Origin of the sequence: Archaeoglobus neptunius, from assembly GCF_016757965.1 — an archaeon.
Taxonomy (GTDB): Archaea; Halobacteriota; Archaeoglobi; order Archaeoglobales; family Archaeoglobaceae; genus Archaeoglobus; species Archaeoglobus neptunius.
Genome location: NZ_JAEKIW010000004.1, coordinates 98,807 through 117,262, shown reverse-complemented (window position 1 = coordinate 117,262; position 18,456 = coordinate 98,807). Strand labels below are relative to the sequence as shown.

Genomic DNA, 18,456 nt, shown 5'->3' with positions numbered 1-18,456 from the left:
CAGTTCACCTAAAACTCCATTTTGTATGGTTTATTGTTGGTTAGCCGTCCTATCTTCGTCGCGAAGTCTGCGATACTGTCGAATTTTATGACTTTTAAAGAACTGTCTAAGCTCTCTGCAATTGTTTTTATTTCAGTAACATAGTCGTCTTTAAGCGGAGAGATTACTGGCACAGGCATAGGTTCTGTTGAGTAAACTATTACTCCGTTGAAACCTTCAACATGTGGTAATCGTGTGGTAGTCATTGCTCCTTCTGGACGGGCAAACAGAAGCTGATACGCCTTCAATGCAAGTTTGTATCTTCTTTCCCTTGCGCTATCGTCCGTATCATAGGTATATTTACTCTGTCTTGCTTCATTTAATCCAATTCTCCAAGGCTGGAATACCGAAATAACTGCATACACACCGGAACGGGTTGGACGGTGATATACCATTTGTGTTGAAGCACCCTCAGTCTCTTCTTCATTTTCCTGACCCCTACTACCTCTCCCCTTCTCACCAAGAGCATGTCTCGCGTGGGTGTGGATATCCCTATAAACCTCAGGAATTCCAAGAGCCCAACCAAACTCTATTGTAGACTTCCTTGAGGCTGTGGGTCTTTCGAGAAGGAAGCCCTGAACGTCGCATATATCGCATTTCTCTAAAGCCTGTTTTAATGCGTCTTCAACATCCTTAGCAGTAACTTTTTTTGTTTTTATTGCAAAGTTGAATTTCTCTGGGTTCAAAACTTTGCATGCATCACATAGGTTGTTTTTATCATCTAATGCCCACATAATCTCAGTATGGATGTGTTTTAACATTTCTCCAGAAACCCCATCGGTTGTTACAGCCTTTTTCGTATTTGGGTCAATTATTCTAACACTTCTTGGCTCTGTGACGTTTCCAACTGTCCCTTCATTATTTAGGCTATGCAGTTGCCATATAGCTCTACCCAAAATAGCGATTTCATAAACATTCTCACTCATCAGCAACCACCTCCTCAAATTCAGAACTTACTTCTTCCCTCTCACCTCTAACGAGAGCATAACTGATAAGTGCTGCTCTAATTGGCTTTACATCGTACTTATCCACTAAAATCATAAGTTCCTCCAAATCCTTCTCGCTAAGACGGCTAAGCTCCTTACCTTTGTAACCTTTTCTTGCTATAGTCTCATATCTCCTTAAAAACTTCTTAATAACTTCTTCGAACTGTTCTTTTGTCTCAACGTATTCTAACTCTACGAGTGATGCATAGTCGTCGCCAATCCTTAGTGCCCTCCTCAATGCTGCTCCAAAATTCTTTACAGCCTCGCATCCAAAAATATCTCCAAGCTTAAACTCCGACAAAATTCACCACCTCCTCCAAAACCTTCTTTTCGTAACTTCCAAACTTTATTCGATCTTTATTAAGCTCATTTCTTAGGTGGAGCCTAATATACCTCTCATAATTAGGTAGGTTGGGATTTGCTATGAATTCGGCTAAAGCCGTCGGTAAGTCTTCATACCCCTTCCTGAAAGCCGTCCATTCAAAAATGTCTTTCCATTTGTTTAACACATTCTTTGCTTCATTGGATTCTGCTATCTGATGTAGAAAATCAAGAGGGAAAATGCCTCCTGTTAATGGTTTCCATTGAGTCCCTGTCTTTGTCATCACACCGTATATCAAAAAACCGAACTTTGGAGAGAATTTACCGCCCTCTTTAACTCTGAGTTCTTCTAAAACTAAATTTATGGCTATTTGAGCGAGCGATGGGAACCACCCAGCCCTATGTAATCCTTTTACAGAGTCATCGATTCTCTTTTTAATTTCATCAACCAAGTGTAGTACCCTCGTTCTGGTGGGGGTTGGAACTGCAAAAACCATGCCCATATTTGAGAATTTTCGTATGGTTGCGTTGATATGTCCCAATACCGACATGCTAAAATCATCTATCGATACTTTTACAGACGACCCCTCAGAATACTGCTTTTTTAGCAGAATTTCATCCCTAATTCCCTTCGTTGCAGCCAGTTCCATTGGCTGGTAGAGAGTCTCCTTCCCACTTCCTATGGAGACTGGTGATTTTAATTCTTTTAGACTATTTAATGTATTTCGGATTTTTTCGATATTTTCTAATAACTCTACAACTTTCTTTTTTGTCTTTTCTCTTTGCCCGCTTCCAATTGTTAGAAACGTCCAGTTCCAAGCCTGATCATCACCTAAAAATCGATGAATCTGGTCGAGTCTCTCAAAATTCAATTCTCTTCTCGATTCTATCAAATAAAATCCACCCATGTCGCTTACAACTGCGTCCCCGCTCAGTACATGCACAATAATCCCCACTCCGTATGCCCTTGATACATCAAAAAACTCCCAACCGGTTTTAGGCAGAAAATATCGATTCATAACTTACACCACCCGTGGCAAGCCTATCCGATATTCTTAACAATTTGGAGAGCAATCCATAGAGTCTGTAAGCTTCATTCTCGTCGACTAAATCCAAATAAGTAAAATCGAGCCTTCCAGCAGAGTCATTAGTTTTGATCAACTCTTTTGGAACATTCCAGACTTCATTAACGAATTTGTAAAAATTTGGAATTAACCTGTAATCTCTGTATTCTTTCGCCCACGGTGCGTGGTGATGGGCAATGGCCAAATAGAACGCTTTAAACACACATTCATCGTCAAATATACTTTCCAAATAAGGCTGTAACGCTCTTGCTGAAACCGTAGCGTGTGGTGGTAAACTCTTGATATCACTGTCCGAATGAGCTAAAGGTGTATCTCCCTTCCATCCCACTTTCTCCTGCCAATAAACGTTTAACTTACCGAGATCGTGCAATGCAACAATGCATCTAATATGATCTACAAATTCTTTGAAATCATAACCGAAATATTCGGCAAATTTTTCGATAACGTAACGATAGCGCGGAATTAAGTATAAATCAAGAATGCGCAATGTTTTTTTGGCGTGCTCAACCCAACTCTCTCTTTCGAGTTTATATTCCGTTTGAAGTTTAATTTGCTCATGATTTTCAATGAGTTCAAAGGATCGGATAGCGTTAGGAACAGATAAATCGAATACAAGCCCAATTTCAGGGGAATAACAAGCACCGCTTAAAACGTATAATTCAAATGGAACGATGTCCTCACTATCTCTAACGGGTTTCAATTCGTATCTGCTATCGTAATCTTCAATTATCGGATTTTCCGTTAATTTATATATTTTGATACCCAATTCTGTGAGTTTTTTAACTTTGCCACTTAAAACCCGTGCATCAACTCTTATTTTCGGTAATAATAAAACATCCTCCGGCTTAAGAGAATCTGGATTCTCGTGCAACGTAACATCGCACGAGAATGCCTCTCTCACGTTTTGTTCAACTCTCGCCTTACATCCTTCGTAGACGGCACGGGAGAGTTCACCAAGTCTCTTCCAGAAGTGTCTTGGATCCATAAAGAATTCAAAATAACTTGAGAGAACTCTATTGACGAGCTCGACTTCGGTTTGCCAATCTAAATTAAAACCACCTCTACTTTTAATTTCGGAAATCGTAGCCTCAACGAGTTCTTTCGAATACGGTGCATGCGGATTTCTAGCATCTTTGGTAAGACCAAAAACGTGGAATTCTCCATTTCCACCCCATCTCGCACATCTTCCTGCCCTCTGTATTAAAGCGTCGATCGGAGCGACTTCCGATAAAATCACTGGCGACGATATGTCCATCCCTACCTCCACCACTTGAGTTGATATAAGTATACATTTTCCCTTACCATTCTTCCCAAAAATCTCTTCGATTATTTTCTCTTTTCTCGCCCTGTCTTCTTCAAGATATCTGGAGTGCAAAAGAATTACAGAACAATCTACTTTATCCTTTAAATCAAGATACAACTTCTGCGCTCGCTCGACGGTGTTAACTACCACAATAAGTTTATTATGACTTTCAAACTCTTTAAGAACAGTATCCACCGATAGCTTCTCATTAGTCCTGTTTATTAGCTCAACTTTCCGATTTTTTCTCGCTTTTATTTCCGATTCATCTTTAACGTCTAAAATTTCAACTTTACCTCCGCTTTTCTCCATTCTTTCCTTGATACGTTTAATGAAAACATCTGGAAGTGTAGCAGACATTATGATCGTAGGTAAACCAAGTTTTGCAGATTGCATGGCTATCGCTACTGCCGTCTGAAGACCTTTTTCTGGATGGAGGGTATGTACCTCATCGAAAACGGTCAAAGCCGAAGCAACGCCGCCGATAAATATGTTACCCCATCTCTTGGGCATGCTCAATGGAACGCTCAAATATGCCCCAGCGGTTTGGTCAATTGTCGTAACGATTATCTCCTCCTCAAAAAGGCTACTTGTGGCTCTTTTACCGTGATGAACTGCCACTCTGAGCTTTTTGAATGACGCGTATTTAATAGCTCTTTCACCAATACTTTCAACTAAAGTTCTTGTAGGTAATGAATAAATTAACTGGGATGGTAAAATTTCATTGAGACTGTAAATGAATGGAATTAAAGCTATTTCTGTCTTTCCAGAACCTGTAGGAGCCCTAATGATAAGTGACTTACCTTCAAACAAACTTTCCATAGCTATCTTCTGATATTCATATGGGCTAAAACCTGCTATCTTAAGAAAAGTTTCGATTTTCATACCACCTTCACCATCCCAAACCCCATACTGTTGCGCTCCCCAAACCCCGCTTTATAGCCTACTTCCAGCAACTCCTTGCTCCCCTCAGCAATGAAAACCATCTCCACACAGCGGTGGAAGGTGTTCTTGAGCTGTATCCTCTTCGGCTTCGCACTCAGAACCTTTAACCTCACCTCAGAACTTTCGGGTTCTCTGCCGTAAAAGGCGGTGTACTTCTTAACAAGGTTCTTTCTCAGATTCTCATAGAATTTTGGATTGTCCGGATAAAGGTCGATAATCCTCCTTTTACCGTTATCTGAGACTGTTGTAACGTTTATTGGCGACAAGGTGATGAACTTCGCCCGATCCTTAATTTCCCTCTCCTTCAAAACCCTTATTTCGGAAACCACGAACTCAGCATTGCCTATCTTAACCTCGGGATGCTCAAGCAATCCCTCAACAAGAGCAACCCCGATGTAATCCCTCATCGTCGAGAAGAGGAAGTGGACGTTTGGTGAAAGCAGCCTAATTTTACCATCCTCAATCCTGAACTTTCTGTTCTCGACCATCAGCTTGCTGAAGGTGAAGAACTTGAAGACGGACGGTTTGTGCAGCTCCAGAGACAGGGAGGGATCAGCACGCTCGATGGAGCGGTAGATCAGGGAGGCAAGGTGATATGTGTGGTTGAAGTCGATGTAGCATTCGCGCTTTGCGGTAAGACCGACAAGCAATCTCACAAACTTATGTGTGTTAGCTCATATTTAACATTTTTTGTATTGGATCCGGAAATTCCTATCGTCAAGGAAATCAGACTAAACGCAGAATCAAAAAACGTCAAAACCGTACACTCTCTCAATCAACCTCAAAAGCCTCTTCTTCGCCCCCTCACACACCTTCACCTCTCTCCATTTCGGGCAAATTTTATCCACAACAACTTTTTCACCGTCAAAAACTGCCGGATAAAGTCTGCAGCCCTCAGGGCGGTGTTCGTAGATCACGCATCTGTTTTCATCATCCAGAAAGTAGCATCTGCCATTTACGTTCCTCAACCTCCTGGTCTCCCCATCTCTGATCGAGAATTCATCCTTCACATACCCAAGCCCCTCTATCCTTCTCAAGTCCTCCTCGGTTAGCGGCATCTCGGTGTCAAAGCAGCACTTCCCGCAAAATCTGCCGTTTTCCACACAGTTCACATGTACCTCTTCAAGATCTTCGCAATTCCCGTTGAGTACTGAATCGCCTTCTTCTCCCTCCACGCTATCTCACCCGGAAGATATTTTTCGGCAATTTTTCTCAGCACGTACTTCCTGATAACTCTCCCTCCTTCCCTCCTGACCTTGTATTCAGGGGGGAGTTTTACCGCCGCATCTATGATGTCCCAGTCGAGATATGGCGTGGTAAGCTTTATTTCGTTTTTGTATGCCAGTTTATTATCTCTGATCAGGTTTGCATCTCCTATATTCCTCAAATCATTCATCAGAGCGTCTTTAAGCTCGCATGGATCCATGTCCACATATCTCCTGTAGCCTCCAAAAAGCTCGTCAGCTCCCTGTCCGAAAACTATTTCTGAATAACCCAGAGACTTGGCAAACTGCATTGCGAGATGGATTGGGACGGCAATCGAAATTTGTAAAAAGTCATCCGTCTCTATAATTTTTTTAACGGCATCAACAGCCTCCAATACTTCCTTTTTATCTACCCTCAAAACCTCGATCTCTCTACCGATCATCTTCGCTGCCCTTCTCAACCACTCCTCCTCTTTACCGCTTGCCGTGACGGAGATCAGCGGCAGGTCGTAAATTGCTGCAAGAAGAGATGAGTCTAAACCGCCTGAAAATGCTATACAACCTACTTTCAGCTTCAACTTATATAGTGTTCTCTCTATTATTTCTATCAGCTCTTCAACATCCGCATTTCCGATTTTAAAAACTTCCTCAAAGGCGTATTTTTTCCTTTCTAATATTTTGCCTGTGTAGTCCAGTTTGATGACTTCTCCCGGCAGAACCTCATGGGCCTCACCGTCGATGTACGATTTGAAGGAAGATATGCTGAGATCGCTGCCATAGTACAGAGGCTTGCCACCCAGAATGTCTCGAGAGAGTAAAATATGCGACGGGCGGAAAGCCACGACAGAATGCAGACATTTCAGCCGCACCGGCATTTCATCCGCATATCTGAGGTTCGGGACATCATCTGAATCGAAAAAAACGTTTCCAATTTGTTTTGACGGATATCTAGCGCTGGCGTAAATTCTGCTCGCTCTACTTCCCCGTTCCTCAAATTCTGCAAACGCATAGATGGCCACGAACAATCTTACCACACGCTGCTTATACCTTTATCCCCACCCGCCTAACGATCAATGTTAGGTTCAGACTGTCAAAACTCAGCGTAGAGCCGCTGACAGGGAGGGAGGTGGACCTCATCGCATCATTCCAGTAATCCTGAAAGATCGTGTCGTTGACGTAGATTTTTCCCGTGCAGTTCTTGTAGCTCTTTATTTCCCTCTGCACACCGACATCAACAACAATGATTCCGCTACCGGAGATCTTTTTTTCGCTCTCCAGGCAATCCACGACGACCGTCAGAGAGCTGTTGTACACCAGCGTTATGTTCGGACTGGAAACGATGACCTCCCTCGAGTGCTGCTCTACAACGATACCTCCCTCGGAGAAAATTAGCGTCCGATTCGGAACAGACCTGCCGGGAAGGTAAAGGTAGAGGGACGGGATGTCGCAACTCAACCCAACGCTTCCACTGTCGCATACGGCCTCAATGCTGATCCTACCGCTGCTTTTCGCACCAAAAGACGTCGCAGCAACAAAACCGAATGGCGTTTGCCGGCCCATATACAACCTAAGTTTCACGGGATCCGGGTAAGCCTCAGCGATCCTGAGAAAACTCGCCTCAGACTCCTCGTACCTCTGAATTTCGACGTTTTTGATGTAGTGCGGTACAAAATTTGAGATAGCTAGCGGTACCGCAACTGCCAACATGGCAAGAATCAGAATCATCGCCACAATCGATGAAACGGCTTCGTCACAGGTACATCTTGCACACAATCTGGTCATGATATATCACCAGTACCTCCCTTACGGACGCGTTTATCTGCAACCTCTCCCCGAATTCCCAGAAGGTGTCTCCATCTCCAAAAAGTCTGCCCGGAATTTTACAGTCAAGACTCGTACCGTTAAATCCGCAAATCGTCCCATCAATGTTTAACCTCACGTCAGAAATGTCAAGTGGTTCTCCACCGATATGAGTTACGTTCACACCACCGCTTCCACTAGTAGCAAGCATATCTACATAGGGAACATCCTGAACGCTCGGAATTAAACCCGCAATGTTGGACGACAGCACACCCACAAGCACCACCACCACGACGAGCAGCAGCATTTCACCAACGACCTCCGAGACAGCCCTAGAATCCACACCATCCACCTCCAAGAATGAACTCAAATAGAATGATCGTGGAAAGCAGGAAAACGAACAGATGCTTCAGCCCGCTCAGAATGTGCCCCTTTTCAAGTTGCCCGGCAAGTATTCCGGAAAATATGGCGAGCATGATGGATACTCTGTACATAATCTCCGATGAGCTGCGTACATCCACGGAGACGTTGAAATTGGAAAAGCTGGCAAGAAATGATGTGTTGAGAGAATACCCTACGTAAAGGAACGTGAAGAAGGAAACGTACACAACGACGAGATACGCAAAGCCTGTAACGAATCTATCGCTTTTTAGTTTCAGTTCGTGCTCAAAATCCTCTATGGAGATCAGCAGCACGTCCCTAAGCTCTTCTGTGATCTGACTTGCCTCTATTATTAGGGAGATGACCCTTCTTATGCTGGAAACTCCGACCCTGTTTACGAACTCGATAAACGCCTCAACTACGGTAGCCCCCCATTCTATCTCCGCATCGAGAATCCGCAATTCCCTTTTCAAAACTCCGATTTTCGAGTCCTTTATGACGTCAATGACGTTCTGAAGTGTCATTCCAACGTCCTTCAGGCTGAGCATCTGCCTCAGAAGATCTGGAATCTCCTTTTCCACCCTTCTTACGTACCACGCACGATATTCAAAGGCGACAAGCAGTGGAATGCAGAAGACTGCTATCGTTACAGCGAAGATAGTCTCGGGAAAGACAAACCGAACCCCCCTTACGGCGAAAAGTGCCAGAACCGCAAGGAGTGTACTGAAATAAAGAGAGTTGTAGTAATTCCTCTTTACGGCCACGAACGGGGCCGTCAGAATATTGGATAACGCCATTTTCTCGCTCACATCTTCTATCTCTGCACCTTCCATCAGCAGGTCTGGGGAGTAATTGAATCTTTTTCTTTCGACCCTTGTAAGGCCGAGATCCTCCTTTACGTTCATGAGATCTATCACATATATCAGAGACAGGGCACCGATCGGGAGAAAGAGGTACATCGTGTAGTAAAGTTCGGGACCGGCGGACTTCCCGAGCAAGTTCATAGAGGAAATCATTATAATCAAGAATATCGGGAGAGCGACAAAAACGACTACGAAAACTTCTGCAAGAATCTCGAGAGTTTTCAGGTGCACCTCCAATCTCTTGTTTGCTCTCTCCCTGAACTGCAAGGATTTGGATGAAAAGAACTCTCTCAGGCTTCCACCGGTCTCAAAAGTGATCACGAGTCCTTCAAGGAGCTCCCTGAGATTTTCGGATGGCGTTTCCTGAGCGAGTTTATTCATAGCCTCCACAATGCTCATACCGAGCAGTTCCACATCTCTGACCACAAAGCTGAACTCCTCCGATACTTCCCCATAAAGTTCTTTTTCCACAACAACTTTTTTTACAATTTCGTACAGCGGAATCGACTCACTCATGGATTGCATATATGTTAGGGCGTGGGGCAATTTCAGATCTATCTGCGCTCTCCTCCCCCTCATCTTCGTAAATGGATATGCGAGTGCAAGAACATAACCGAGGGTGAAAAATGATAAAGGCCAGAAAAGGTTGTGGAAAGGAAAAGACAGGAAACGTTGAACGAAAACACCACCAGCAGAAAAAACTATAGAGCTCAGTATAACGTAGTTCGAGAACTCATCGGGTGTATACTTCAACATAGCCCCCCTCAAAACTTTTCCCATCTCTTTTCTGGCTACCGGTAGAAGGTAAGGCACGAATTCACCTACCCGGTCTGCAATTTCCTGTAAAACTCCTTCCTGTACCCATCAACGATCTTCAGTAGATGGTGCATATTGACTGGCCTCTTTTCAAGCATGTTTCTCAGAAATTCGGCCCGGCTCCGAAGTTCCTCCCGTATTTCCTTGCGATCCATTCCGTACCTCAGGCCGATATCATCAAGTACCTTCGACTCGCCTTTAAATTCCAACCTGTCTTCTCCGTGCACGCGTTCGAAAACTGTCCTGTAATCGAGCTCACCCCTTTTCGTCATCCAGACCTCATGGAGGGTCGTCAGCCTTCTCACAGCCTTTCCCCTAATGTATTCAACGCTCAGCGTTGCAACAAGGTCCAGCGGAGCGAACATTGCAATGGGGATGTTTATCGGATCGTGAATGAGTCTGTTTACAGCAGACTCGATGTCACCTGCGTGGAGTGTTGAGTACACAGCATGCCCGGTGTTCATCGCCTGAAAGAGTGTCGCAGCTTCTCTACCCCTTATCTCCCCCACTATTATGTATTCAGGCCTCTGCCTCAATGCAGCCTTCAGCAGATCGAACATCTCAACCTTCCCTCTCCCGTGAACATCTCTTGTGACCATTGGTAACCAGTTCTGATGAGGAAGCTGTATCTCCCTCGTGTCCTCAAGCGAAACTATCTTTGAGTATGTCGGAATAAAAAATGATACAGCATTCATCATAGTGGTTTTCCCGCTCGCAGTTCCACCAACAATAATCATGTTCCTCCCATTCTCAACGGCAATCCATAGAAAGGCCATCGCTTCAGCGCTGATTGTGTTCCACGATACGAGGTCGAGAGGTGTGATAGGTTCGGCGCTGAACATCCTGACAGTGAAAGACGAGCCCTTCGTGCTAACGACATTCCTGTAGGTTATCTGAACCCTCGCACCGGTCGGTAGTGTTGCATCCACGAGCGGCCTTTCAAGTGATACCTGTGAGTTCGCTTTCTGGGATAGCTTCAAGACGAATCTATCGAGCTCTTCCTGAGAGTACATTATGTTGGTTGGTATGCTTCCGTAAGCCTTGTGATAGACAAAAACCGGAAGATTATATCCGTTACACGAAATGTCCTCTATATAGGGATCTCTCAGAATTGGATCAAGCCTTTCATACCCTAAGAAATTGTTTCTGAGGTGATACCATATCTTTCCCGTAGACGGCAGCTCCAGCCCCATTCCGAGTTCCTCAAGTGTTCCCACAAATTTTTCAAACAAAAGGGTTTCTCTGCTTTCGAGCTGAGCCATATCTTCGAGGAACAATCTATCCCTCAAAACTCTGTGGATTCTCTCAATCAAGACGAACTCCTCTCCGGTCAGCTTGGGCTGGAGAAGGTGGTACACGATATCGTCCTCTTTTTCGAGTATTGCTGCCATCGCAAAGGGCTTGTCTAGCCAGTAACTCTCCAGAGAGTTCGAGTAATCGATGTCGAAAAATGCTGTATAGTCCTGCTTCAGCAACTCCCTGTAGAGTTTTCCGTGTTCCGTTTCCTTCTTAAATGTCCTGAGGATTCTTTCCATCATTTAATGCTCTTCCCCCCATTTTTTAACTGGAGTACTTTCTTCCACACCTTAAATCCCGTCATCAGAGCAGCATCCTGCTCAAAATAACCTATATCTTCAACAAGCTTCTTGAAACTGTCAAAATCCATTTCATAGATCCTACTGAAGTTCCTGTCAATCTCATCGAGTTCTTCCTGCTTTAAACTTTCAAGATCCTCATAAAACTCACAATCCCATTTCCTGAGGCAGTTCCACTCCAAACACTTCACAAAATACCGGCAGGTTTCACATTTCATTCCCATTCACCCAACAACTGTTACAGCCTTTGTGATCGGCTTGTTCCCACTCCTCTCGTACAGCTCGATAACGATCTTATCGCCCTGCTGTGGTGTCCACGTGGTGTTCGTCCAGTACACCTTTATGGCCTCACCGCTCTCAAAAATGCCGTTTCCGTTTCCGATTTCATTGTAGGCGTCAGGGATACCGTCCTTATTGAGATCGCTCAAATCAACTGTTGTTGTGTTCAGCGTTTCAGTACTGTAGATTGAGATTTTGAATGCTGAAAGAGGGATCGGGTCTCCGCCCTCGTGGCGGATGATGAAATACTCGGTGTTGGCCTTGGCTGATATCACCAGCTGCCACGTTCTGTCTTGTGGTGAAATCAGAGACCCGCTGTACGAGGATACAACTGCGGCGAGTATCACTGTCATCACGAGCATCAACATCACGCCAATGACCGGTGAAACTCCATTTTTGTCCATCATCGACACCCATCAAATTTATATTACCTTAACTCAAATTTTTTGGACATGGTTTTAAAATTTTGTGATAGTTTTCACCTTCCATTGATGCGGTTCTGCAAAAAGAATAAAATAAAAAATAATGTGGCTCATGGATTCAATATCAATTCAGATGACCAAATGGCGTTTCCGGTATCACTATCTATCACAGTAATTCTGAACTTGTCTCCGACGGCCACAGAGAGTCTGATATCTGGACCTGTAAATACTGCTCTCTCTCCGTAGACACTGCTTTTAGTGAAGTAAATGTAGGCAGTATCTCCCGGTTTCAGATAAGTTGGATCGGGCGTGAATGACACGTTACTCATATTCACGTATCCGGAAGTTGCAGGTCTGCTTGTTTCAACTCTTATCTTTATAGCTGATTTATATATTGGATCCCCACTAATGTGGTCCAATTTTATGTATCCCTTGTTGTAGGATGCCTCCGCACTAAATGATGCTGTAGGAGTTTTTTCTTCTGGTGCAAATGTTCCGCTGTAGCTGGAGACTATTGCTGCAAGTATCACTGTTGCCACAAGCATTAACATTACTCCAATCACAGGACTAACACCTTTGTTGTTCATTGTCATCACCCTTCAACCATAATATCTTTCTGCCAGATCACACTTCCCGTGGGTGTGTGAACTATCTTTACCGTCACAAAGTGTCCTGGAGTTACATTCCAGCAGTCTGCGAACATTGCACAAAATCCTGTAACATTTCCGGCATTGGCATCGATGGCTTTATTTAACTCATAACTTCCCAGAGTCGCATTCCACTTTGCTTGCGGGTAATTGTTATACCAGTCTGCAGTCATTGTCAGGCCACTCGCTATGGTGTAATTCCCAAAATCAACCGCTGGATTGTTGCCAAAATAGCCCTTGGATACATCATTCAGATAAGGTGAAGTTCCATTCTTCCAACCACCCCAGTTGGTGTAATAGTGTGTGTTACCACTCTTTGGCAAAACTTCCATAATTTTCTTGCTTCCATAGGCATCTGGATTTATGGTGACTATTTTCAGCTGATCTGTCGGTATCGGATCGCCCCCTGTCTGTTTGATTTCTACGTAACTAACAACATAACCTGGCATCCCTGAGGGTACATCCCTTGCAACCCTAACCTTAAATGTCGCTGTTGGTGCTTTGCTTTTCATATCTCCTGAAATTCCACTTCCGTAGCTACTAACCACTGCAGCAAGTACTACCGTCACCACCAGCATCAGCATAACGCCGACAACTGGTGAGACAGCCTTTCCGTCTTTTATCCATCTTCCCATTTTCCACCTCCTTCAAATTTACTGATCTGAACTCAAATTTATTTGATATTTAATTTTTTCCATTTTTTCTTATTTCAAGTAAAGTTTATTTGATATCAAATATGTAATTTCCAATTCAAAAATTGTGAATCAGTAATCACAGATCCGTAAGTTGTAATACTATTCAAGGTGGCTTCGAGCAATGAGAAATAAAAAAACACTTTAAAAACACATTAATTGATTTACCTTACATCCACCACCAAAACCTCCTCTTTACAGCAGCTTTCAGCCTCCCTGACCACACCTCTTGGCGACATCACGACGCTCTTAACACCGACGTTCATGGCAACCCTCGAGACTTTTGCAACAATAACGTCATATTCCTTCGCTATTCTCTCACTTATCGGATGCCCCTCCACTTTCGGATGTGAAGGATCCGTTAAGGAGATTGGTAGAAATACTATGTCGTTAGAACCCGCTACCCTCATCACAGTGTCCTGGTTAAGGCAATCAGCACATATCAGGATACCAAATCTACCAAACTCTGTTTTGATGCTTATCACATTATTACCGGGCTTTATCCCCATTTCAAGCTCCTCCTTTATTGGGTTCATCTTCCTGTATTTTGCCACGATCCTCCCCCTCCTGAGTACGAAACACGTATTGAAGTAATCGCCCCCGTCCCTTTCAACGACGGTTCCGGCAATTACGTATCCCTCAAACTCTACAGATGCTCTGGTTAAAGCTTCAAGCGTCGGGATCGACACCTCGCTCCACGCATCCTCTACCGTTTTTCCTCTGTGCTTGTAGTCTGCGGGAATCGTAAAGTACTCTGGAAAGCATATGAAGTCTGCATTTATGGTTTCAACGGCTTTGCATGCTGCCCTTATGTTTGCCGCAACATCGGCACGATCTGCCATCTGGTACAAGGCGAGTCTCATAACCTGCGAACCATCACAGGTTTGATAAAGTTAACTTTAAATTTAGTTAAGATTATTTTACAAACCATGATAGCTGTTATCTGTAACATTCCCACAGACGTTGCCACGTTTGAAAGGGCTGGAAGGTTATCGGGAGTCAAGTTAAAGGTTTACGATCTAAAGGGGGACATAAAGGAGTTCAAGGAGTACTGTAAGAACTGTCGCATCGTAGTTGCCAAGCTAATGGGTGGAAAGAACGTTTTTCCGGTTGAGGAATTTCACACGTTTTTGGTCGAACATGGTGTTCACTTCTGCCCTCTTCCAACGCTTTACGAAAACGTGGATGAACTGAAAAAGTACTCAACCGTAAGCGCCGGGGATTGGGAAAAGATAATGCGGTACCTCACCTACGAAGGCGTGGAGAACTACAAGAATCTTCTGCTCTTTTTAGCGAACAGGTTCTGCGGTTTGGACGCTGAGTACGAGGAGCCGAAGAGTTTGCCATGGCAGGGGATATACTACAGAGGCAGAGTTTACGGACGGGAGTTCCTTGAAAGGCTCGATGACGATAGGCCGACGATAGGAATTTTATTTTACAGAAGCTGGTGGGCCGGCGGCGATTTGGAGCATATCGACGCCTTAATAGGTGAACTCGACAAATACGCCAACGTTGTAGCAGTCTTTTCCGAAAGAAATTCGAACGAATTTGGAGCTTGGGGGTTTGAGAGGTGTGTTGAGGAATTTTTTATGCAAAATGGAGAGCCTGTGATCGATGTACTCGTCAACCTGACCATGTTCTCCCTCACGGCAAGTTTTTTTGGCTTGAAAAAGACTGACTTTCTGACGAAGTTGGACGTCCCCCTCTTGCAGGCGATAGCATCAACAACACCGGAAGTTGAGTGGAGAGAATCCAAGCAGGGGTTAAATCCGATGGACGTCGTAATTTCAGCCGCAATGCCTGAGTTCGATTCAGCCATAATCCACTTCCCGATAGCATGCAGAAAAAGGGTGGGAACGGGAGAGACCGGGGTGGAGATACTCAAATTCGAGCCGATTACTGCAAGAATCAAAAAGTTTGCGAAACTTGCTGTAAAATACGCAATACTGAGACGAAAGAGAAATTCGGAAAAAAGGATAGCCATAGTGTTACATAACTACCCACCGAGGAACGATAGAATCGCCTCGGCTTTCGGTCTGGACTCACCGGAGAGCGTTGTAAGACTGCTTAAGATGCTGAAAGAGAGAGGATACAAGGTTGAGTGGGTCCCTGAAAACGGTAACGAGCTGATACAGAGGGTCATGAAGGATGTTACAAACGACCAGAGGTTCTTAACGACGGAGATCGCAGAGAGAATGAAGGTGAAAGTCGAACTTAATCTTCCAGAAGAAGCTGAGAGAAAAATGAGGGAACAGTGGGGCGAGAAACCGGGAAAGGTTTTTGTTTACGATGGATGCTACCTCCTGCCAATAGTCAGGAATGGAAACGTCCTGATCGCTTTGCAACCCAGGAGAGGATTTGAAGAGGAGCCGGAAAAGGTTTACCACGATCCTGATCTCCCCCCGAGCTACCAGTATGTGGCATTGTACAGGTACATTTCGGAAGTTTTCAATGCCGATGCGATGATACACGTAGGGAAGCACGGAACCCTTGAGTGGTTGCCGGGTAAAGGTTTTGGCCTTTCCGAGAACTGCTTTCCGGATGTATGCATGGATGTGCCGCACTTTTATATCTACATTGTCAACAACCCTGGAGAAGGGACGCAGGCTAAGAGAAGAGGATACGCCTGCATAATCGACCATCTGACTCCGGCTTTAACGACCGCAGACCTCTACGATGATTATCTGCTCCTGGAGAAGATGATAAACGATTACTACGACGCTTTAAGGTACGGTGGAGGCGAGGAGTACAGAAAGAGCATAATCGAAAAGGCTAGGGAGCTTAAGATAGTCAAGGACGAAGAAGATGTTGAGAGAGTCCACGAGGTGCTGCTCGAATTAAAGATGTCGATGATAAACGCCGGTCTGCATGTTTTCGGTGAAGGGCTCAGGGATGAGAAGCTCGTGGAAACTATTCTGTCGATTTTGAGGATAAAGCACGACGACAAGCCTTCTATCATCGAACTTGCTGCTAAAAAGCTTGGATATGATCTAAACCTTCCAAACGAAGAGTGCGCCAAGAGATATGGAAAAACGAAATCGAGGATCATGGATGAAGTTCTTGAAGAGGCGAGGAGGATGATAGCAGAAGCTTTTAACGGTAGCGAAAATGAGCTGTCAGACCTAATTTTGGATCTGAAAAGGAAACTCGAGAAAAATGAGGAGCTTGACGAGCTTCTAAGAGCTCTGGAAGGAGGATATATAAAGCCCGGAATGAGTGGGGCGATAACGAGGAATCCAAACGCCCTGCCCACTGGCAGAAACTTCTACTCCTGCAACCCTTGGGAACTTCCAACTAAGCAGGCCTACGAGAGGGGAAAGACGTTAGCTGAGAAACTGCTTGAGAGGTATCTGGAGGATGGTGGAAGCTATCCGGAAACGGTCGCCATGGTTATATGGTCGTCGCCAACAATGCGGACCCACGGTGAGGATGTTGCGGAGTTCCTCTACCTGCTCGGGGTAAAACCGAGGTATGACTCCGTGGGAAGGGTGGTCGGACTTGAAGTGATACCTCTCGAAGAACTGAAGCGTCCGAGAATAGACGTTGTTGCAAGGGTTAGCGGGATGTTTAGGGACTCTTTCTTCAACCTTATCGAACTCATGGATGACGCTGTGAAGCTCGTGTCAACCCTTGATGAGCCTGAGGAGATGAATTTTGTCAAGAAACACGCTGAAGGAAAAGACCCCTTGAGGATCTTCAGCGACATGCCCGGAGTTTACGGAGCGGGTGTGAACAAAGTCCTCGACAACAAAAACTGGGAAAGTGTTGAGGATCTTGCAAAAGCTTACGTAAAATGGGGATGCTATGCGTACGGCAGGGGAAAGTACGGGATTAAAGCTGAAGAAGAATTCAAAAGGATCCTCAGGATAGTCGAAGTTACCGTCAAAAACGAGGATTCACAGGAATGGGACATATTCGAGGGTGATGATTTCAACGCCTATCACGGGGGGTTGATAGCGACGGTAAGGGCTCTGGGCGGAAAACCAAAGTCCTACGTTGGAGACTCATCGAATCCGGAGAACATAAAGATAAGAGGCATCGACGAGGAGGCTGAGAGGATCTACAGATCCAAGGTAATGAACCCGAAGTGGATAAATGAGATGAAGAAGCACGGATACAAGGGGGCAGGAGATTTCTCGAAATACATTGACCACATTTTCCAGTGGGATGCGACCTCGGACATAATCGACGACTGGATGTACGAGGGCATAGCTGAGAGGTACATCTTTGATAAGGAGATGCAGGACTTTTTCAGGGAGAACAATCCTCACGCCCTGATGAACATTGCCGAAAGACTGTTTGAGGCGATACAGAGAGGAATGTGGAGGGCTGATGAGGAGACAAAAGAGAGGCTGAGGAAAATTTATCTGAAAATGGAGGGCGAGTTGGAATGATCTTGTACCTTGCCGTTACTCAGGACTGTAATCTGAGGTGCATCTACTGCTACGCAGGTGGCGGTGAGCGGAGAGACTATATGGATTTTTCCACAGCCAAGAATGTGATGGAAAGGTACAATGACAGAATTACCAAGGTTCAGTTCACTGGCGGTGAACCCATGCTTAACTACAGACTGATTAAAAGGTTTGCTGAAAGGTACGACGCCGATTTTTCGCTCCAGACGAATGCAACTCTTCTCGACTGCGAAAAGATAGAGGAGCTTGCAGAGCTTGGTGTTTCGATAGCCGTGAGTATCGATGCCCCTCCAAATATCAATGACAGGCTCAGACCATACGCAAATGGAGAAGGATCGACAAGAGACGTCCTGAGATCGATGATGCTCTTGAAAAGTCAAAACGTCAATTACGGTATTACATGCGTCGTTACACCTTACAACCAGAGGTATCTCAGAGACCTCATCGACATGGTCTATGCCTTCGGAGCGAAGAGTGTAAGTTTTGACGTTTTAAACCAGTGGGGAGAGGTAGAAATATCTCTCTGCCGGACACGACGTTCATACGGGGTGCAATACGGTACAGCGAAGCTTGCGGATACGGGCTTAGATTCAAAAATACCATTAAAGAGGTTTTAAATCTCAAATGTGCGGCAATGCAGGGAAAGGCTATTTTTGTTGCTCCGGACG

18 protein-coding genes are annotated in these 18,456 nt (G+C 44.8%); 2 read left to right on the top strand and 16 right to left on the bottom strand.

Annotated features, from left to right (window positions below; translation table 11 throughout):
* Window positions 1-8: 8 nt before the first annotated feature.
* From JFQ59_RS04040 to JFQ59_RS03965, 16 genes are all read right to left on the bottom strand, one after another.
* Complete coding sequence (locus tag JFQ59_RS04040) at window positions 9-965, bottom strand: DevR family CRISPR-associated autoregulator (RefSeq protein WP_202319126.1); 957 nt, start codon at window positions 963-965, stop codon at window positions 9-11.
* Window positions 958-1,326 carry a hypothetical protein gene (locus JFQ59_RS04035; protein ID WP_202319125.1) on the bottom strand — a complete coding sequence of 123 codons (369 nt, stop codon included), beginning with the start codon at window positions 1,324-1,326 and terminating at the stop codon, window positions 958-960. The genes JFQ59_RS04040 and JFQ59_RS04035 overlap by 8 nt, the downstream gene beginning before the upstream one ends.
* Window positions 1,313-2,365, bottom strand: a complete 1,053-nt coding sequence (locus JFQ59_RS04030; protein WP_202319124.1) for a hypothetical protein — start codon at window positions 2,363-2,365, stop codon at window positions 1,313-1,315. The genes JFQ59_RS04035 and JFQ59_RS04030 overlap by 14 nt, the downstream gene beginning before the upstream one ends.
* Window positions 2,343-4,616 (bottom strand): CRISPR-associated helicase Cas3', encoded by a 2,274-nt coding sequence (cas3, locus tag JFQ59_RS04025; RefSeq protein ID WP_202319123.1) that lies wholly within the window; start codon window positions 4,614-4,616, stop codon window positions 2,343-2,345. The genes JFQ59_RS04030 and cas3 overlap by 23 nt, the downstream gene beginning before the upstream one ends.
* Window positions 4,613-5,332, bottom strand: a complete 720-nt coding sequence (gene cas6 / locus JFQ59_RS04020; protein ID WP_202319122.1) for a CRISPR-associated endoribonuclease Cas6 — start codon at window positions 5,330-5,332, stop codon at window positions 4,613-4,615. Before cas6 ends, cas3 begins: the two co-directional genes overlap by 4 nt.
* 87 nt (window positions 5,333-5,419) lie before the next feature.
* Entirely contained in the window at window positions 5,420-5,851 is a 432-nt protein-coding gene (locus JFQ59_RS04015; RefSeq protein WP_330999838.1) for a YkgJ family cysteine cluster protein, read from the bottom strand.
* Window positions 5,785-6,900, bottom strand: coding sequence for an asparagine synthase C-terminal domain-containing protein (locus JFQ59_RS04010; protein WP_202319121.1), 1,116 nt, complete (start codon window positions 6,898-6,900; stop codon window positions 5,785-5,787). Before JFQ59_RS04010 ends, JFQ59_RS04015 begins: the two co-directional genes overlap by 67 nt.
* 22 nt (window positions 6,901-6,922) lie before the next feature.
* Window positions 6,923-7,663 carry a hypothetical protein gene (locus JFQ59_RS04005; protein ID WP_202319120.1) on the bottom strand — a complete coding sequence of 247 codons (741 nt, stop codon included), beginning with the start codon at window positions 7,661-7,663 and terminating at the stop codon, window positions 6,923-6,925.
* Window positions 7,632-8,024, bottom strand: coding sequence for a type IV pilin (locus tag JFQ59_RS04000; protein ID WP_202319119.1), 393 nt, complete (start codon window positions 8,022-8,024; stop codon window positions 7,632-7,634). The genes JFQ59_RS04005 and JFQ59_RS04000 overlap by 32 nt, the downstream gene beginning before the upstream one ends.
* Window positions 8,014-9,738 (bottom strand): type II secretion system F family protein, encoded by a 1,725-nt coding sequence (locus tag JFQ59_RS03995; protein ID WP_202319118.1) that lies wholly within the window; start codon window positions 9,736-9,738, stop codon window positions 8,014-8,016. The genes JFQ59_RS04000 and JFQ59_RS03995 overlap by 11 nt, the downstream gene beginning before the upstream one ends.
* Before the next feature lie 8 nt (window positions 9,739-9,746).
* Complete coding sequence (locus JFQ59_RS03990) at window positions 9,747-11,279, bottom strand: type II/IV secretion system ATPase subunit (protein ID WP_202319117.1); 1,533 nt, start codon at window positions 11,277-11,279, stop codon at window positions 9,747-9,749.
* Window positions 11,276-11,554 carry a hypothetical protein gene (locus tag JFQ59_RS03985; RefSeq protein ID WP_202319116.1) on the bottom strand — a complete coding sequence of 93 codons (279 nt, stop codon included), beginning with the start codon at window positions 11,552-11,554 and terminating at the stop codon, window positions 11,276-11,278. The genes JFQ59_RS03990 and JFQ59_RS03985 overlap by 4 nt, the downstream gene beginning before the upstream one ends.
* 6 nt (window positions 11,555-11,560) lie before the next feature.
* Window positions 11,561-12,022: a type IV pilin N-terminal domain-containing protein gene (locus JFQ59_RS03980; protein WP_202319115.1), complete on the bottom strand. Its 462-nt coding sequence runs from the start codon at window positions 12,020-12,022 to the stop codon at window positions 11,561-11,563.
* A 125-nt stretch (window positions 12,023-12,147) separates the two neighbouring features.
* On the bottom strand, window positions 12,148-12,624 hold the full coding sequence (locus JFQ59_RS03975) for a type IV pilin (protein ID WP_202319114.1): 477 nt from the start codon (window positions 12,622-12,624) through the stop codon (window positions 12,148-12,150).
* Window positions 12,625-12,629: 5 nt separating this feature from the next.
* Complete coding sequence (locus JFQ59_RS03970; RefSeq protein ID WP_202319113.1) at window positions 12,630-13,319, bottom strand: type IV pilin; 690 nt, start codon at window positions 13,317-13,319, stop codon at window positions 12,630-12,632.
* 221 nt (window positions 13,320-13,540) lie between these two features.
* Window positions 13,541-14,239 (bottom strand): carbon-nitrogen hydrolase family protein, encoded by a 699-nt coding sequence (locus JFQ59_RS03965; protein WP_202319112.1) that lies wholly within the window; start codon window positions 14,237-14,239, stop codon window positions 13,541-13,543.
* A gap of 66 nt (window positions 14,240-14,305) precedes the next feature.
* Here JFQ59_RS03965 and cobN point away from each other — a divergent pair, with 66 nt between their 5' ends.
* Both cobN and JFQ59_RS03955 read left to right on the top strand, forming a co-directional pair.
* Window positions 14,306-17,770: a cobaltochelatase subunit CobN gene (cobN, locus tag JFQ59_RS03960; RefSeq protein WP_202319111.1), complete on the top strand. Its 3,465-nt coding sequence runs from the start codon at window positions 14,306-14,308 to the stop codon at window positions 17,768-17,770.
* On the top strand, window positions 17,767-18,405 hold the full coding sequence (locus JFQ59_RS03955) for a radical SAM protein (RefSeq protein WP_202319110.1): 639 nt from the start codon (window positions 17,767-17,769) through the stop codon (window positions 18,403-18,405). Before cobN ends, JFQ59_RS03955 begins: the two co-directional genes overlap by 4 nt.
* Window positions 18,406-18,456: the final 51 nt, after the last annotated feature.

Coding starts and splice junctions, on each gene's coding strand:
- cas3 (WP_202319123.1), bottom strand. CDS start 4,616: ATGAAAATCGAAACTTTTCTTAAGATAGCAGGTTTTAGCCCATATGAA.
- JFQ59_RS03980 (WP_202319115.1), bottom strand. CDS start 12,022: ATGATGGACAAAAATGGAGTTTCACCGGTCATTGGCGTGATGTTGATG.
- JFQ59_RS04040 (WP_202319126.1), bottom strand. CDS start 965: ATGAGTGAGAATGTTTATGAAATCGCTATTTTGGGTAGAGCTATATGG.
- JFQ59_RS03965 (WP_202319112.1), bottom strand. CDS start 14,239: ATGAGACTCGCCTTGTACCAGATGGCAGATCGTGCCGATGTTGCGGCA.
- JFQ59_RS03970 (WP_202319113.1), bottom strand. CDS start 13,319: ATGGGAAGATGGATAAAAGACGGAAAGGCTGTCTCACCAGTTGTCGGC.
- JFQ59_RS04005 (WP_202319120.1), bottom strand. CDS start 7,663: ATGACCAGATTGTGTGCAAGATGTACCTGTGACGAAGCCGTTTCATCG.
- cobN (WP_202319111.1), top strand. CDS start 14,306: ATGATAGCTGTTATCTGTAACATTCCCACAGACGTTGCCACGTTTGAA.
- JFQ59_RS03990 (WP_202319117.1), bottom strand. CDS start 11,279: ATGATGGAAAGAATCCTCAGGACATTTAAGAAGGAAACGGAACACGGA.
- JFQ59_RS03985 (WP_202319116.1), bottom strand. CDS start 11,554: ATGAAATGTGAAACCTGCCGGTATTTTGTGAAGTGTTTGGAGTGGAAC.
- JFQ59_RS03955 (WP_202319110.1), top strand. CDS start 17,767: ATGATCTTGTACCTTGCCGTTACTCAGGACTGTAATCTGAGGTGCATC.
- JFQ59_RS03975 (WP_202319114.1), bottom strand. CDS start 12,624: ATGAACAACAAAGGTGTTAGTCCTGTGATTGGAGTAATGTTAATGCTT.
- JFQ59_RS04030 (WP_202319124.1), bottom strand. CDS start 2,365: ATGAATCGATATTTTCTGCCTAAAACCGGTTGGGAGTTTTTTGATGTA.